Consider the following 16,108-nt stretch of genomic DNA (forward strand, 5'->3'; position numbering starts at 1 on the left):
GCAAGTCATTTCTTGCGGAAAGGGGATCATTATGAACTGGGAAGTTGAAGTGATCAGAAAAAAAGAGGATTTAATTCGTGATACGCAGGAATTTTTGAGAATCAACAGTGTCATGGACGAAACAACCGCTGGACCCGGTAAACCGTTTGGAGAAGGGGTAAATGCCAGCCTGACTTCATTGCTGGAGCTTGGAGAAAAAGAAGGCTTTACAACAAAAAATCTTGACGGCTTCGCAGGTCATATTGAATGGGGGGAGGGCGATGACATTATCGGCGTACTTTGCCATGTTGACGTCGTGCCGCCGGGAGATGGGTGGACGAGTGATCCATTTTCAGCTGAAATCCGCAACGGACGGATTTATGCAAGGGGCGCCATTGATGACAAAGGCCCGACAATGGCGGCATTCTACGCGCTGAAAATCGTGAAAGACATGAATTTGCCCCTGTCCAAGCGAGTCAGAATGATTATCGGAACAGATGAAGAAAGCGATTGGAGATGCGTAGAGCATTATTTCAAGCATGAAGAAATGCCAACAATGGGCTTTGCGCCTGACGCCGATTTTCCAATCATTAATGCGGAAAAAGGGATCATCGATGCTTCTTTACTTATTCCGCACCGCCCAAATCAAGCAGAACCAAAGGCAGTGCTTGTCTCGTTTCAATCAGGCCTTCGCTTAAACATGGTGCCCGACGCTGCGGAAGCTGTCATTGAAGGGCCGAAAAATGAAGAGATTCTGTCTTCATTTAAAGACATGCTCCGCACGACGGATCAAAAAGGGGAAGCTGCAATAGAGAACGGACAGCTCATTTTGCGTATGTACGGTCTTTCCTGCCATGCGATGGAACCGAACAATGGGATCAATGCCGGCATTTTATTGTGCGAATTTCTCCAGCAGACTGAGCTTGACGATGCAGGAAAGCGGTTTGTGCAAGTTGTGACAGATAAGTTCTCAGGTGATACAAGAGGAAAAAAACTGGACATCGACTGTGAGGATGAAATCAGCGGTGAGCTGACATTAAATGTCGGAACACTGCGCTATAAAGAAGGGCAAGGAGGCGAGCTCGGGATCAATATCCGCTATCCTGTGACAGCAGAAAGCAAAGCGATTCGCGATGCATTCGAAAGTGCATCTGAATTTGATCTGGGAGAATTCAAAGACAGCAAGCCGCATCACGTGTCCGCAGATCATCCGTTAGTCAAAACCCTGCAAAAGGTTTATGAAGGCCAGCTGGGTAAAAAAGCTGACTTAATCTCAATCGGCGGGGGGACATATGCGAGATCCTTAAAAGCCGGTGTCGCGTTCGGCCCGCTGTTCCCCGGACGCCCTGACAGCGCACACCAAAAGGATGAATATATCGAAATTGATGACCTGCTGAGATCGACAGCGTTATATGCTCAGGCCATTTACGAGCTTGCAAAATAAAAGGACCGGCTTCTGCTGAAGCCAGTCCTTTTTTTAAATAAATGACCATAAATCAGTTGATAAGTACCGTTCTCCTGTATCAGCTGTCATGCAGACCACAACTTTGTCAGGAGAGAGGCGTTTCGCTGTTTCGATTGCCGCGAAGCAGGCAGCGCCTGATGATGGACCGACAAGAATTCCTTCTTCAGCAGCAAGCCGTCTTGTCGTCGTATACGCGTCTTCATCAGAGATTTTGATAATTTCATCATAAACGTCTTCATTTAAAATCGGCGGTATAAAGCCTGGGCTCGTTCCTACAAGTTTATGCGCGCCAGGTTTTCCGCCGGATAATACAGGCGAACCCGCTGGCTCAACAACATGAACCGTGATATCCGGAAAAAGCTCTTTGAGCGCCTCACCTGTTCCGGTAATGGTTCCGCCCGTTCCAGAGGAGGCGACAAAAGCGCCGAGCGGTTTTCCGATTTCCTCTATTGCCCGGGCGATTTCAGGCGCTGTTGTTTTCCGGTGCGCATCAGGATTAGCAGTGTTATCGAACTGCATTGGAATATAGCTGTTCGGAATTTGTTCGGCAAGCTCCTTCGCTTTTTTGATGCTGCCCGGCATTCTTTCCTCTCCGGGAGTTAATACAACCTCTGCACCGTAAGCTTTAAGTAGGTTGATCCGTTCCTTCGTCATCGTATCAGGCATAACTAAGATTGCTTTATATCCGCGTGCTGCCGCATTCATGGCGAGCCCGATTCCGGTATTTCCGCTTGTCGGCTCTATAATAACTGATCCCGGCTTGAGTAAACCGTTTTGTTCAGCTTCTATGATCATTTGATAAGCGGCTCTGTCTTTCACACTGCCGCTCGGATTGAAAAATTCAAGCTTCAAATAGACTTGTGCCGCATTTTCCGGCTGAAGCCTATTCAATCTCACTAGCGGTGTATCTCCTATCAGATCAGCTGTGTTTGCAACGATTTTCAACATTGTCATTCCTTTCTGAATAAAACAAGTGTCATATAATATCCTAACATAATAAACGTTTGTGCGAGAGTGTTTTCATACACTGTTCCTCTATCCGCACAGCCTCTTTATTGATAAAATAATAGCTGTCAAAGAAGGGAGTGTCAGACGGATGCCAGATATACGGCCTCATTATTTCATCGGCGTTCCCATACCTGAGGGAATTGCAAATCCGATCTACCAGGCTGCGAAAAACGAACCGGTATTGACGTTTCAAAAATGGGTGCACCCGCTTGACTATCATATCACGTTAATTTTTCTCGGAGCGGCGGATGAGACACAAATAAAGAAGCTTGAAGGTTCGCTAGCAGAGATTGCTTCAGAAATTGATCCATTTTCAATTAAGTTTGGCAAGATAGATGTATTCGGCGACCGCAGAAAGCCGCGCGTTTTACATCTGGAGCCAAAGAAAAACAAAACGCTTGATAGACTGCGGGAACATACGAAGCAGGCTGTACTTCAGGCCGGCTTTCAAGTGGAAAAAAGACCGTATCATCCTCATATGACGCTGGCAAGAAAATGGACAGGCGAAGATGGATTTCCAGCTCATGTTCCGTTTGAAAGCGGCGAGGTTTCGATGATGGCTGAACGATTTTCGCTCTTTCAAATACACTTGAACCAATCACCAAAATACGAGGAAATATTCAAATTTCAATTATCTTAATTCATTGCGGAGTGGAGAAACAAACATGGCACAAATCATCAAAATTCATGATTATATATCGAGATATGAGCTTGATCCGTACCATTATATCAACCAGTTTGTACGTTTGAAAAAAGAGCGCTGGCTTTCACTAGTAGAAGCAGCGGAGCGCCAGCATGAAGAAAGGCAAGCCAGTGCTGAAGAACCGGAACCGGTGCAGAAACGAAAAAAATTTTCATTGAAAAGAAGAAAAGAAGAGATAAAAGCCGATATACAAGAAGAGAGACACCAATGGTTTGAGGACGAAGAAGATATTCATGTAAGGCTCCCGAAGAGCAGGGTGGCGCTTGCTTCTTTTTATAAAAGGCATTTATATGATTTTCAGCTCAAATGGGCAAGCTCTACTCTTTCAGAAATATCTCAACTCTCAAACCAAGTGAAGCAGGACCGCATTTTGCGTTATCTGACCCAGCAGCTGCCTGATTCTTATTTTATTATGTATAAGCCTGTGCTGAAAATTCAGCAGGCGGCGGTTGAATTAAGCATTGTGATTATTTCTCCTCTGGAAATTTATTGCGTTTCTTTTTTAGAGGCTGAGGAAGACAGTGTCTACATAGGGTCTAAAAATCGTTTTTGGGACAAGAAAACAGCCTCTCAGACTGCATCAGTGTTAAATCCAGGGCTTAGCCTGTTTCGTACGGACTCGGTTGTGTCAAAGATCGTAAAGGAAAAACAGGCTGAGATTCCGGTTCGAAAATTGCTTCTGAGCAGAACGTCGTACATCGATTACCCGGAGCCGCCATACGGCTTAGAAATAGCGGATAAGCGGAGCGCGGAAGAATGGATTGAGCGGCAGAAGAAAAACACTGCTCCGATCAAACATCATCAGGTAAAGGCTGCAAAGGCTCTATTGTCTTACTGCATGTCTGACTCCTATCGCAGACAGGAGTGGCTGGAGTAAAAGAGAACGATTTGAGCGGTTTTCTCATAACATAAGCAGGTGAGAAAGATGAGCCATTGGTTTTTTATTATTAATCCGACAGCAGGACATCGAAACGGCCTGCGTGTTTGGAAGTCCATTCAAAAAGAATTGATCAAACGAAAGGTTGAGCACCGTTCATTTTTAACTGAACATCCGGGACACGCCGAGGTGCTCGCCAGACAGATTTCAACGATACAGGAATATAAGCTGAAGCGCCTGATCGTCATTGGCGGAGACGGAACCATGCATGAAGTTGTCAACGGGCTGAAAGATGTTGACGATATTGAGCTGAGCTTTGTGCCGGCGGGCGCGTATAATGATTTTTCGCGAGGGTTCTCTATTAAAAAAATCGATCTGATACAGGAAATCAAGAAGGTAAAGCGCCCGTTAACAAGAACCTTTCATTTAGGGAGCGTCAATTTCCTTCAGGATAAATCACAGATTCTTTATTTTATGAATCATATCGGGATCGGGTTTGACGCATATGTCAATAAAAAGGCGATGGAATTTCCGTTGAGACGGGTTTTTCTTTTTCTCCGCCTTCGATTTCTTGTGTATCCGCTTTCTCATTTGCACGCTTCGGCAACCTTTAAGCCGTTTACGTTAGCTTGTACGACGGAAGACGAGACGCGCGAATTTCATGATGTCTGGTTTGCCGTTGTATCCAACCATCCGTTTTACGGGGGAGGCATGAAGGCGGCGCCCCTAGCAAATCCGCGCGAGAAGACATTTGATATCGTAATCGTTGAAAACCAGCCGTTTTTGAAAAAATATTGGCTTTTATGTCTCATGGCATTTGGAAAACATACAAAGATGGATGGCGTTACGATGTTTAAAGCGAAGGACATTACATTTTACACGAAGGACAAAATCCCGTTCCATGCTGACGGAGAAATCATGGGCACTACCCCGTTTCGTCTGGCATCTAGTCCTTCACCCCTAAGAATCAAAACATAAACGTGTTTGGAGGAGAGAGCTTCCGATGGTCAGCATCCGCCGCAGCTTCGAAGCGTATGTCGATGACATGAATATCATTACTGTTCTGATTCCTGCTGAACAAAAGGAAATCATGACACCGCCGTTTCGGCTTGAGACAGAAATAACAGATTTTCCTCTGGCTGTCAGGGAGGAATACTCCCTTGAAGCAAAATACAAGTACGTCTGCGTATCCGACCATCCTGTGACATTTGGAAAAATCCATTGCGTCAGAGCATCCAGCGGCCACAAAACGGATCTCCAAATTGGCGCGGTCATCCGGACGGCAGCGTTTGATGACGAATTTTATTATGACGGAGAGCTGGGCGCCGTTTATACCGCGGATCATACCGTATTTAAAGTATGGGCGCCTGCTGCAACCTCAGCTGCTGTCAAGCTTTCACACCCCAATAAAAGCGGGCGCACATTCCAAATGACTCGCTTGGAAAAAGGCGTCTATGCCGTTACGGTCACAGGTGACCTTCACGGATATGAGTATTTGTTTTGCATCTGCAACAATTCAGAATGGATGGAAACAGTTGACCAGTATGCCAAGGCTGTGACTGTAAATGGAGAGAAGGGCGTCGTCTTGCGCCCGGATCAAATGAAATGGACTGCTCCTCTTAAACCATTCTCACACCCTGTGGATGCCGTCATCTATGAGACGCATCTTCGCGACTTCTCCATCCATGAAAACAGCGGCATGATAAACAAGGGAAAATACTTAGCGCTGACGGAAACTGATACACAAACCGCAAATGGCAGTTCTTCGGGATTAGCGTATGTAAAAGAGCTTGGTGTGACACATGTGGAGCTTCTGCCGGTGAATGATTTTGCCGGAGTTGATGAAGAGAAGCCGCTTGATGCATACAATTGGGGATATAACCCGCTTCATTTCTTTGCCCCGGAGGGAAGCTATGCCTCAAATCCTCATGATCCTCAAACGAGAAAAACAGAGCTGAAACAAATGATCAATACCCTGCATCAGCACGGTCTGCGAGTCATTCTGGATGTTGTTTTTAACCATGTGTATAAGAGGGAGAATTCCCCCTTTGAAAAGACAGTGCCCGGTTATTTTTTCCGGCACGACGAATGTGGGATGCCATCAAACGGCACCGGCGTTGGCAATGATATTGCATCAGAAAGAAGGATGGCAAGAAAATTCATTGCGGATTGCGTGGTCTATTGGCTTGAAGAATACAATGTTGACGGCTTCCGCTTTGATCTCCTCGGGATTTTAGATATTGACACCGTGCTTTATATGAAAGAGAAAGCAACTAAGGCAAAGCCCGGAATCCTGCTTTTTGGAGAAGGGTGGGACCTGGCTACACCGCTGCCGCATGAACAGAAAGCTGCTTTGGCGAACGCGCCAAGAATGCCGGGCATCGGCTTTTTTAATGATATGTTTCGTGACGCTGTAAAAGGGAACACCTTTCACCTTAAGGCAACAGGGTTTGCGCTCGGCAACGGTGAATCAGCACAAGCTGTGATGCATGGAATTGCCGGGTCTTCCGGATGGAAGGCATTAGCACCGATTGTTCCGGAACCAAGCCAGTCCATCAATTATGTCGAATCACACGACAATCACACCTTTTGGGATAAAATGAGCTTTGCGCTTCCTCAAGAAAATGACAGCCGAAAGCGAAGCAGGCAAAGGCTTGCAGCCGCGATTATTTTGCTTGCCCAAGGGGTGCCGTTTATTCACAGCGGTCAGGAATTTTTCCGGACGAAGCAGGGAGTGGAAAACAGCTATCAATCCAGTGACAGCATCAACCAGCTCGACTGGGATCGCCGCGAAACATTCAAAGAAGATGTTCACTATATCCGCAGGCTGATCTCGCTGAGAAAAGCGCATCCTGCATTCCGTCTTAGGTCCGCTGCAGACATCCGGCGCCATCTTGAATGCTTGACGCTAAAAGAACACCTTATCGCATACAGGCTTTATGATCTTGACGAGGTTGACGAATGGAAAGATATCATTGTTATCCATCACGCGAGTCCAGACTCCGTCGAGTGGAGGCTGCCAAACGACATACCTTATCGGCTTTTATGTGATCCATCAGGATTTCAGGAAGACCCGGCAGAAATCAAGAAAACGGTTGCAGTAAACGGCATCGGAACGGTTATCTTATATTTAGCATCAGATCTTAAGAGTTTTGCTTGACGAAGTTTGTGCTATAGCGCTAAAATTTAAAGGACGGCTATTGATTAGCATATGAGACTCTCAATAGCTGTCTTTTTTATTTTTATACGATTCGTACGAAAAAGGCATTCGCTGGATAGACTAGAAACGATTAGCCTTAATTCTAAAATATTTTAAGAAATGATGGGTTGAACATTGATATGAACTGGTTGGGACAATTACTAGGTAGCGATTGGGAGATCTTCCCCGCCGGAGGAGCTACAGGAGATGCATATTATGCGAAACATAACGGGCAGCAGCTTTTTTTAAAACGTAATAGCTCACCTTTTTTAGCTGTTTTATCCGCCGAAGGCATTGTTCCGAAGCTGGTTTGGACAAAACGGATGGAAAATGGGGACGTCATTACGGCCCAGCACTGGATGACCGGCAGAGAGCTGAAGCCTAAAGACATGAGCGGACGGCCCGTTGCTGAATTGCTTCGTAAAATACACACATCAAAAGCCTTGCTGGACATGCTGAAGAGACTTGGAAAAGAACCGCTGAACCCGGGGGCTCTTTTGTCTCAGCTGAAGCAGGCTGTATTTGCTGTGCAGCAATCTTCGCCGCTGATTCAAGAAGGGATCAAGTATTTGGAAGAACACCTGCATGAAGTGCATTTCGGTGAGAAAGTCGTTTGCCATTGTGATGTCAATCATAATAACTGGCTATTGTCTGAAGACAACCAGCTGTATTTAATTGACTGGGACGGCGCCATGATCGCTGATCCGGCGATGGACCTCGGGCCTTTGCTGTACCACTACGTCGAAAAGCCAGCTTGGGAGAGCTGGCTGAGCATGTACGGCATAGAGCTGACAGAAAGCCTTCGGTTGCGAATGGCTTGGTATGTGTTATCTGAAACAATTACTTTCATTGCCTGGCATAAAGCAAAAGGCAATGATAAGGAATTTCATGATGCAATGGAAGAGCTGCATATCCTCATGAAACGAATTGTTGATTAATCAGGAATACGAATCCATTTGCTCTACCCATTGAGACAGGCTGTTCTGATGCTCTTGTATGTGTGAGTCGATGGATTTGGACGATATTCCTGATTGGCTGTAGCGGTAAACATCTTCAAGCACGTTTTTGAAATTTGAATCAAGCTCGGTGTTTGCCATCAGTGATTTAATCACACGCTCAAGCTGCTCGTACTCTGCGACTGTTCCGCAGCAGTCCAATTGATGGTCAGTCAATATATCCTTCAATAAATGAACTTGATGCTCATAATGTAAACCCATAACGGTACACATCCCTTCAGTATCATACGGGTTAAATTGTTCAAAACAGAGCGTTTTTATACATGGGAAAGGAGTGTTCCAGCAGACGGGACCCTCTTTTTTTATGCGCTCGGCCTTAAGAGAGATACACTGGAAAAACGAGCTTGCGGGTCTTTTTAATTCATGGTATGTTGTTAGTCGAAATAATAGATAGAGGTGTCAATCATATGAGAATGCGCCACAAGCCTTGGGCTGATGACTTTTTGGCTGAAAACGCAGATATTGCCATCAGCAATCCTGCTGATTATAAAGGGAAATGGAACACAGTGTTTGGCAACGACAATCCGATCCATATCGAGGTTGGTACAGGAAAAGGCCAATTTATTTCTGGTATGGCCAAACAAAATCCCGACATCAATTATATTGGTATTGAGTTATTTAAAAGCGTCATCGTGACAGCCGTCCAAAAAGTAAAAGACAGCGAAGCGCAGAATGTAAAGCTTCTGAATATAGATGCGGACACGCTGACGGATGTGTTTGAGCCGGGGGAAGTGAAACGGGTCTACTTGAACTTTTCTGATCCTTGGCCGAAGAAACGGCATGAAAAACGCCGCCTGACATATTCCCACTTCCTCAAAAAATATGAAGAAGTAATGGGCAAAGGCGGATCGATTCATTTTAAAACGGACAACCGAGGTTTATTTGAGTACTCTTTGAAGAGCTTCTCTGAGTACGGCCTCCTGCTGACATACGTCAGTCTCGATTTGCATAACAGCAATCTGGAAGGCAATATTATGACAGAATATGAAGAAAAATTCTCTGCACTCGGCCAGCCGATCTATCGGGCTGAGGTTGAATGGAGAACGTAAAGACAGACTCTGACAGGAGTCTGTTTTTTTTATGGGCCGTTTGCTACCATGATGATAGGGGGGGATGAAAATGGAAACAATGAAAATTGGAAACATCACGTTGACCTGGCTTGACGGAGGCGTGACGCATATGGACGGAGGCGCCATGTTCGGCGTTGTGCCAAAGCCGCTTTGGTCTAAAAAATATCCAGTCAATGAAAAAAACCAGATTGAACTAAGAACAGACCCTATTTTGATTCAAAAGGATGGGCTCAATATCATCATTGACGCCGGAATTGGGTACGGCAAGCTGACTGATAAACAAAAACGAAACTATGGCGTGACACAAGAGTCGAATGTGAAACCCTCATTAGCTGCACTCGGATTAACGGTTGCCGATATAGATGTGATCGCAATGACACACCTTCATTTTGATCATGCATGCGGTTTAACGGAATATGAAGGTGAACGGCTCGTCTCTGTCTTTCCGAATGCAGTGATTTATACATCAGCTGTTGAATGGGACGAAATGCGCCATCCGAATATCAGGTCGAAAAATACGTATTGGAAAGAAAATTGGGAGGCTGTAGCTGGCCAAGTCAAAACCTTTGAAGACACCTTAACGATCACAGAGGGTATTACAATGCATCACACCGGAGGCCATAGCGACGGACACAGTGTCCTGATATGCGAGGATGCGGGTGAAACTGCCGTACATATGGCAGATCTGATGCCGACACATGCCCACCGCAATCCGCTATGGGTGCTGGCTTACGATGATTATCCGATGACCTCTATCCCGCAAAAGCAGAAATGGCAGGCGTTCGCAGCAGAAAAAGACGCTTGGTTTATTTTTTATCATGATGCCGAGTATCGCGCCCTTCAATGGGAGGAGGACGGAAGCATCAAAGATTCAGTCAAGCGAATGAAGCAATAGCATATTTTTATGTTTACCCTGCATGTTTTCCGGCTAATAATGCAAACCTAGTACTAATTATGCTCAGAAAGGAAGAGGCAGGGTGAAACAATTCAGAGTAACAAACGAAGGAGACATTCAAACAACATTAAGAGGCCTTGAAGTGCTCTCTGTTCCTTTTTTGAACAAAGGTGTTGCTTTTACTGAGGAAGAAAGAAAAGAACTTGGTTTAAAAGGCTTTCTGCCGCCCAAGGTATTAACAATTGATGATCAGGCGAAAAGAGCGTATGAGCAATATTCCGCACAGCCTGACGATTTGAGCAAAAATGTCTATTTAACGGCGCTGCACGATCGGAATGAAACGCTGTTTTACCGCCTGTTAAATGACCATTTAGGGGAAATGCTCCCGATTGTCTACACACCGACAGTCGGAACGGCAATCCAGAGATACAGCCATGAATACAGAAAACCACGAGGGCTCTATCTGTCAATCGATGACCCGGACGGTATGAAAGAAGCATTTAAACAGTATAAAGATCAAAGCGATACGATCGATTTAATTGTTGCAACTGATGCGGAAGGAATTTTAGGAATCGGTGACTGGGGCGTCGGAGGAATCGCGATTTCTATTGGCAAGCTGGCGGTTTATACAGCGGCTGCGGGCATTGATCCGAGCAGAGTGCTGGCTGTAGTTTTAGATGCGGGGACAAATCAGGAGAGCCTCTTAAACGACCCGCTTTATGTCGGCAACCAGCATTCCAGAGTGCGCGGGGAACGCTATGACCAATTTATTGACGACTACGTTGCGCTGGCGAGAGAAACATTTCCGAATGCATTGCTGCATTGGGAGGATTTCGGGGCGAAAAACGCGCGAAGCATTTTGAAACGCTATAAAGATAAAGTGTGTACCTTCAATGATGATATCCAAGGAACTGGCGCTGTTTCTTTGGCCGCAGTCTTATCCTGTGCAAAAGCGTCTAAAGTTCCGCTGAGAGATCACAGAGTTGTTATATTCGGAGCGGGAACGGCAGGAATCGGAATTGCCGAACAGCTGCGGGAAGCATTGGTGCGCGAGGGACTGAGTGAAGAAGAATCATACAAGCGCTTCTGGTGCATAGACAGAAACGGGCTGTTAACAGATGATATGGATCAGCTTCTTGATTTCCAAAAGCCGTATGCCCGTTCGGCTGATGAAGTGAAGGATTATCAGCGGAACGGAGACGGCGGAGGCATTGATCTTCTTGAAGTGGTCCGGCAGGCGAAACCGACGATCCTGATCGGCACATCTACGGTTTCCGGCGCTTTCACTGAAGAAATTGTAAAAGAAATGGCGTCACATGTGAAACGGCCGGCGATTTTGCCAATGTCAAATCCGACAACTCTTTCTGAAGCAAAACCAGAGGATTTAATCGAATGGACAGAAGGCCGTGCGCTGATCACGACAGGAAGCCCGTTCCCGCCAGTTGAATATAACGGAGTTACGTATCATATCGGGCAGGCAAACAACGCGCTTGTCTTCCCTGGTCTCGGTCTTGGAACGATTGTTACCAAATCAAAATTAATTACCGACGGCATGTTTGAAGCATGTGCCCGGGCAATCGCAGGTATGGTCAATGTCGGGGTGCCTGGCGCGCCGATGCTTCCAAAAGTTGAAGATTTGCGCACTGTTTCGGCAACCGTTGCTGTTGAAGTTGCAAAAACCGCAATGAAGGAAGGCGTCGCTACGGAAGAGCCTGAAGACATTATACAGGCAGTGCAGGATGCGATGTGGTATCCGGTATACAAACCGATTCGCGCGATATAATAAAAAAGAGCCGCTGCGTGGGCAGCGGCTTCTATTTTTTGCTTGTCCGGTGTTAAGAGGCGATTGTATCAATGACATCAACAATTTCTCCCGTTTTCGCATCCACCATGACTTCATACTGTTCTAATTCTCCGAAAGCTGATCGTGTAATGCCGGTTTTGTATACCTGTACCGTTTCTCCGTTAATATTGTAGGGCTCCGGCTGGGTGTAAATCCATGATCCGTCAATCGGGCCCCGCTGCTTAAAAGCAGATTTTACAATTCGAAGCGCTTTTTCTGAAGAAATATAAGGCTTCATCACATATTGTCTCACAACGACAGCCGTACAAATTCCAAGTCCTGCTCCTAAAAAAAGATGACGCAATTTCAAAATAAAGCACCTCCTGGTTGATCGTACTTTTCATTATACAGAAACAGCCAAATCCTGTTAAGCAATACGCGGCTGATCGAGCAGATTGGGTCAGAGTGCTTGGAAAACTTCATTGTTTCTAATAAAATAAAAGGACTACATAGAAATGAGGGGAAAACATGAATCAAGAAACGAAAGCGCTTTTCCAAACACTGACGCAGCTTCCCGGCGCGCCGGGCAATGAGCATCAGGTTCGTGCTTTTATGAAGCAGGAGCTAGCCAAATATGCAGATGACATCGTTCAGGACAGACTGGGAAGTGTTTTCGGAGTCAGACGAGGCGCAGAGGACGCACCGAGAATTATGGTAGCCGGGCACATGGACGAAGTCGGCTTCATGGTGACATCCATTACAGACAACGGGCTGCTCAGATTCCAGACGCTCGGAGGCTGGTGGAGCCAAGTTTTGCTTGCGCAGCGGGTTGAAATTCAAACAGATAACGGGCCGGTTCCGGGTGTGATTTCAAGCATACCGCCGCATTTATTGACAGATGCGCAGCGAAACCGACCGATGGATATCAAAAACATGATGATCGACATTGGAGCGGATGATAAGGAAGACGCCATCAAAATCGGCATTAGACCGGGACAGCAGATCGTGCCTGTTTGTCCGTTTACGACGATGGCGAATGAAAAGAAAATTTTATCAAAAGCATGGGATAACAGATATGGATGCGGCTTAAGCATTGAACTTCTGAAGGAATTACACGGTAAAGAGCTTCCGAATACACTCTATGCGGGTGCAACGGTTCAGGAAGAAGTAGGGCTAAGGGGCGCGCAGACGGCTTCTCATATGATTAAACCGGACTTGTTTTTCGCCCTTGACGCCAGCCCGGCAAACGATATGAGCGGAGACAAAAATGAATTCGGCCAGCTTGGAAAAGGCTTTTTGCTGCGCATTCTTGACAGAACGACAGTCATGCATCGCGGAATGAGGGAATTCGTTCTTGATATGGCTGAAACGCATGATATTCCATATCAATATTTTGTATCCGGCGGGGGAACAGACGCAGGCAAGGTTCATATTTCGAACAGCGGTGTGCCGTCAGCGGTTATCGGAATATGTTCCCGCTATATTCATACAAACGCTTCTATCATTCATATTGATGATTATGCTGCTGCTAAAGAAATGCTCATCAAACTTGTAACAGCCTGCGATAAGCAGACAGTGGATGCGATTAAAGAAAATATGTAGGTTTCATAAAAGCTTGTTGAACGAGCAGTAAGCCCGGATCGACAAGCTTTTTTCTTATTCTGTTTCAAATAGATAGGAAAGGGCCTTAATGGCTTGGTTAACGGTTTCAACCGTAATATTCGCTTTATTGGAAAGCTCTTTTAAAGGATGGTGGAGCGATTCCGGCCGGATGATAATCAGGGGTTTTCCTTTTGCGATCGCATATGATGCATCCATTGCCGTGTTCCACTGTTTGTACTTTTCGCCAAACAGGGCGATCACAAAGTCTGCTTTATTCATCAGGACGGCGGTTCTGAAGTTGTTGATGTCAGAGGCTTTGTCATCCTTTAAAACGGCATTTGGCTGTACGCCCATAATTTCTTCACCAATATTGTCTGAGCGGTCATGATTCTCCATCGGGCCAACAAACGTAATCGGGAGCTTCAGTGATTTTGTTTTTTCTTTAATTTCCTCGCGCCAATTGCTGTGGATTTCTCCTGCTAAATAGACGATAAACTCCATAATAAAAATCCCTCCTTATGTATATCCATCTGTAAATTTCACCCTCATGTACACGATGTTAAACGAAACGAGCTTGATAATGCAAATAAAATATGATAATGATAATGGGAAAGCCAATCTTACATATTCATTCGTTGCATATAAGTGGTTTTGCCTCAAGCAGTTTGGTATGATCCAAATGGACGAGTATCGATAAAAAACATGTAAGAACATAAACAACTGGAGGGATATGAAATGAAAAAAATTGAATCAACTCAAGAGCTGGAAAAAGCGGTAAAGGATGATTGGTCTGTATTTATGTTTTCGGCCGATTGGTGCCCGGATTGCCGTTTTGTAGAGCCTTTCCTGCCTGAACTGGAAGCGAATTTCCCTGAATTCACCTACTACTACGTAGACCGTGACAAATTCATTGATACATGTGCAGAGTGGGAAATTTACGGAATCCCAAGCTTTGTGGTGTTTAATGAAGGAAAAGAAGTAAATCGTTTTGTGAGCAAAGACCGCAAAACAAAAGAAGAAATTGAACAGTTTTTAACAGACTCTCTCGCTAAAGCGTAAAGGAGGACATCGGTTTGAAAATGACCTCAAGGAAGCTGTCAGATATACTGAAGCAGCGCCTTCAGCACGAGAATCGCTCCTTTCTGTTTGACAGAGAAAAAGACACCCTCCGTGTTGAGGATCAAACGACTAAAAAAGGGATTACACTCGATTTGCCGCCGATTATTGCAAAATGGGAACTGAAAAAAGACGAAGCCATTGATGAGATCGTGTACTATGTCTCCGAAGCGATGACGGCAATGGAAGGGAAGGCTCAGGAAATGACCGGGAAAGAAACTCGCATTTATCCGGTCATCCGCTCGACTTCCTTCCCGGACAAGTCCAGCGAAGATATCCCGCTCATTTATGACGATCATACCGCAGAGACAAGAATTTATTACGCGCTAGATCTCGGGAAAACCTACCGTTTAATTGACCAGCGCATGCTTGAGAAAGAAAACTGGACAAAAGAGCGGATCAGAGAGACGGCCGCATTTAATCTCCGTTCCCTGCCGACGGTTGTCAAAGAGGATACGGTTGCCGGCAATTACTTTTATTTCTTCAGGGCAAACGACGGATACGACGCAAGCCGGATTTTGAACGAAGCGATCTTAAATGAGTATAAGCAGCATGCAGAAGGTGAGCTGGCGATCTCTGTTCCTCATCAGGACGTTTTGATTCTTGCTGACATCCGGAATGAATCGGGGTATGATATTCTAGGACAAATGTCGATGAGCTTCTTTGCAGGCGGCACCGTCCCGATTACCGCCCTATCATTTTTGTACAATGAAGGAAAGCTGGAACCGGTGTTTATCCTGGCGAAAAGCCGTCCGAAAAAGGATTAGAAAGGATTTTTACTTATGAACGCTTTTTATAATAAAGAAGGTGTGGGAGACACGCTCCTGATCTCTCTTCAAGATGTGACACGCGAACAATTAGGCTATGAAAAACACGGCGACGTCGTCAAAATTTTCAATAACGAAACAAAAGAAACAACGGGCTTCAACATTTTCAATGCGTCTTCTTACTTGACCATTGATGAAAACGGCCCTGTTGCGCTCTCAGAAACATTCGTGCAAGATGTGAATGAGATTTTAAACAGAAACGGCGTTGAAGAAACATTAGTCGTTGATTTATCTCCGAAGTTTGTTGTGGGTTATGTAGAATCAAAAGAAAAACATCCGAATGCGGATAAATTAAGCGTATGTAAAGTCAACGTAGGAGAAGAAACGCTTCAGATCGTCTGCGGCGCGCCTAACGTTGACCAAGGCCAAAAAGTTGTCGTTGCCAAAGTCGGTGCTGTGATGCCTAGCGGACTTGTCATTAAGGATGCAGAGCTTCGTGGCGTTCCGTCAAGCGGGATGATCTGCTCAGCGAAAGAGCTTGATTTGCCGGATGCCCCTGCTGAAAAAGGAATCCTTGTGTTAGAAGGAGACTATGAGGCGGGAGACGCATTTCAGTTTTAGACTCCCA

General features: G+C 45.5%; 18 protein-coding genes. 14 read left to right on the forward strand and 4 right to left on the reverse strand.

Going from position 1 to position 16,108, the window contains the following annotated elements; genetic code table 11:
* The first annotated feature begins 31 nt into the window (after positions 1-31).
* Positions 32-1,423, forward strand: a complete 1,392-nt coding sequence (gene pepV / locus BGM23_RS06900) for a dipeptidase PepV (RefSeq protein WP_029318264.1) — start codon at positions 32-34, stop codon at positions 1,421-1,423.
* Positions 1,424-1,456: 33 nt separating this feature from the next.
* Here pepV and cysK read toward each other — a convergent pair whose 3' ends face one another.
* Positions 1,457-2,392, reverse strand: a complete 936-nt coding sequence (gene cysK / locus BGM23_RS06905) for a cysteine synthase A (protein ID WP_003229237.1) — start codon at positions 2,390-2,392, stop codon at positions 1,457-1,459.
* A 148-nt stretch (positions 2,393-2,540) separates the two neighbouring features.
* Here cysK and thpR point away from each other — a divergent pair, with 148 nt between their 5' ends.
* The 5 genes from thpR to BGM23_RS06930 all read left to right on the forward strand — a co-directional run bounded on the left by thpR (position 2,541) and on the right by BGM23_RS06930 (position 8,169).
* A complete protein-coding gene (gene thpR / locus BGM23_RS06910) occupies positions 2,541-3,092 on the forward strand; it encodes an RNA 2',3'-cyclic phosphodiesterase (protein WP_015714535.1) in 552 nt (183 codons plus the stop codon).
* A 25-nt stretch (positions 3,093-3,117) separates the two neighbouring features.
* On the forward strand, positions 3,118-4,032 hold the full coding sequence (locus BGM23_RS06915; RefSeq protein WP_003229241.1) for a hypothetical protein: 915 nt from the start codon (positions 3,118-3,120) through the stop codon (positions 4,030-4,032).
* 48 nt (positions 4,033-4,080) lie between these two features.
* Positions 4,081-5,010 (forward strand): diacylglycerol kinase family lipid kinase, encoded by a 930-nt coding sequence (locus BGM23_RS06920; protein ID WP_003229243.1) that lies wholly within the window; start codon positions 4,081-4,083, stop codon positions 5,008-5,010.
* A 25-nt stretch (positions 5,011-5,035) separates the two neighbouring features.
* The gene (gene pulA / locus BGM23_RS06925) at positions 5,036-7,192 is read left to right on the forward strand and encodes a type I pullulanase (protein ID WP_046663897.1); all 2,157 of its coding nucleotides are present in this window, start codon (positions 5,036-5,038) and stop codon (positions 7,190-7,192) included.
* Positions 7,193-7,371: 179 nt separating this feature from the next.
* Positions 7,372-8,169, forward strand: a complete 798-nt coding sequence (locus tag BGM23_RS06930; protein WP_009967993.1) for a phosphotransferase family protein — start codon at positions 7,372-7,374, stop codon at positions 8,167-8,169.
* Here BGM23_RS06930 and BGM23_RS06935 read toward each other — a convergent pair whose 3' ends face one another.
* On the reverse strand, positions 8,170-8,448 hold the full coding sequence (locus BGM23_RS06935) for a YtzH-like family protein (RefSeq protein ID WP_003237926.1): 279 nt from the start codon (positions 8,446-8,448) through the stop codon (positions 8,170-8,172). It lies immediately after the preceding gene.
* A 206-nt stretch (positions 8,449-8,654) separates the two neighbouring features.
* Between BGM23_RS06935 and trmB the strand changes: the two genes are divergently transcribed.
* The 3 genes from trmB (at position 8,655) to BGM23_RS06950 (ending at position 11,995) form a co-directional block, all read left to right on the forward strand.
* Positions 8,655-9,296, forward strand: a complete 642-nt coding sequence (trmB, locus tag BGM23_RS06940) for a tRNA (guanosine(46)-N7)-methyltransferase TrmB (RefSeq protein WP_004398646.1) — start codon at positions 8,655-8,657, stop codon at positions 9,294-9,296.
* A 70-nt stretch (positions 9,297-9,366) separates the two neighbouring features.
* Positions 9,367-10,212: a YtnP family quorum-quenching lactonase gene (locus BGM23_RS06945; RefSeq protein WP_046663896.1), complete on the forward strand. Its 846-nt coding sequence runs from the start codon at positions 9,367-9,369 to the stop codon at positions 10,210-10,212.
* 82 nt (positions 10,213-10,294) lie between these two features.
* Complete coding sequence (locus BGM23_RS06950; protein WP_003229258.1) at positions 10,295-11,995, forward strand: NAD-dependent malic enzyme; 1,701 nt, start codon at positions 10,295-10,297, stop codon at positions 11,993-11,995.
* 52 nt (positions 11,996-12,047) lie between these two features.
* Here the strand turns inward: BGM23_RS06950 and BGM23_RS06955 are convergent, their stop codons facing one another.
* Positions 12,048-12,365 carry a PepSY domain-containing protein gene (locus BGM23_RS06955; RefSeq protein ID WP_053581894.1) on the reverse strand — a complete coding sequence of 106 codons (318 nt, stop codon included), beginning with the start codon at positions 12,363-12,365 and terminating at the stop codon, positions 12,048-12,050.
* Positions 12,366-12,523: 158 nt separating this feature from the next.
* Between BGM23_RS06955 and BGM23_RS06960 the strand changes: the two genes are divergently transcribed.
* A complete protein-coding gene (locus BGM23_RS06960; RefSeq protein ID WP_015251442.1) occupies positions 12,524-13,597 on the forward strand; it encodes a M42 family metallopeptidase in 1,074 nt (357 codons plus the stop codon).
* Positions 13,598-13,651: 54 nt separating this feature from the next.
* Here BGM23_RS06960 and BGM23_RS06965 read toward each other — a convergent pair whose 3' ends face one another.
* On the reverse strand, positions 13,652-14,098 hold the full coding sequence (locus BGM23_RS06965) for a YtoQ family protein (RefSeq protein WP_003229263.1): 447 nt from the start codon (positions 14,096-14,098) through the stop codon (positions 13,652-13,654).
* Positions 14,099-14,177: 79 nt separating this feature from the next.
* Here BGM23_RS06965 and BGM23_RS21770 point away from each other — a divergent pair, with 79 nt between their 5' ends.
* From BGM23_RS21770 to ytpR, 4 genes are read left to right on the forward strand one after another with little or no spacing between them, the layout of a single operon-like run.
* Positions 14,178-14,294 carry a hypothetical protein gene (locus tag BGM23_RS21770; protein WP_004399150.1) on the forward strand — a complete coding sequence of 39 codons (117 nt, stop codon included), beginning with the start codon at positions 14,178-14,180 and terminating at the stop codon, positions 14,292-14,294.
* 38 nt (positions 14,295-14,332) lie between these two features.
* A complete protein-coding gene (locus BGM23_RS06970; RefSeq protein ID WP_003229265.1) occupies positions 14,333-14,656 on the forward strand; it encodes a thioredoxin family protein in 324 nt (107 codons plus the stop codon).
* A gap of 14 nt (positions 14,657-14,670) precedes the next feature.
* Positions 14,671-15,480 (forward strand): DUF1444 domain-containing protein, encoded by an 810-nt coding sequence (locus tag BGM23_RS06975; protein WP_009967991.1) that lies wholly within the window; start codon positions 14,671-14,673, stop codon positions 15,478-15,480.
* A gap of 15 nt (positions 15,481-15,495) precedes the next feature.
* Positions 15,496-16,101: a YtpR family tRNA-binding protein gene (gene ytpR, locus BGM23_RS06980; RefSeq protein WP_003229269.1), complete on the forward strand. Its 606-nt coding sequence runs from the start codon at positions 15,496-15,498 to the stop codon at positions 16,099-16,101.
* The last annotated feature ends 7 nt before the right edge of the window (positions 16,102-16,108 follow it).

The organism is Bacillus sp. FJAT-14266 (assembly GCF_001719225.1).
In the GTDB taxonomy this organism is placed as follows: Bacteria; Bacillota; Bacilli; order Bacillales; family Bacillaceae; genus Bacillus; species Bacillus subtilis.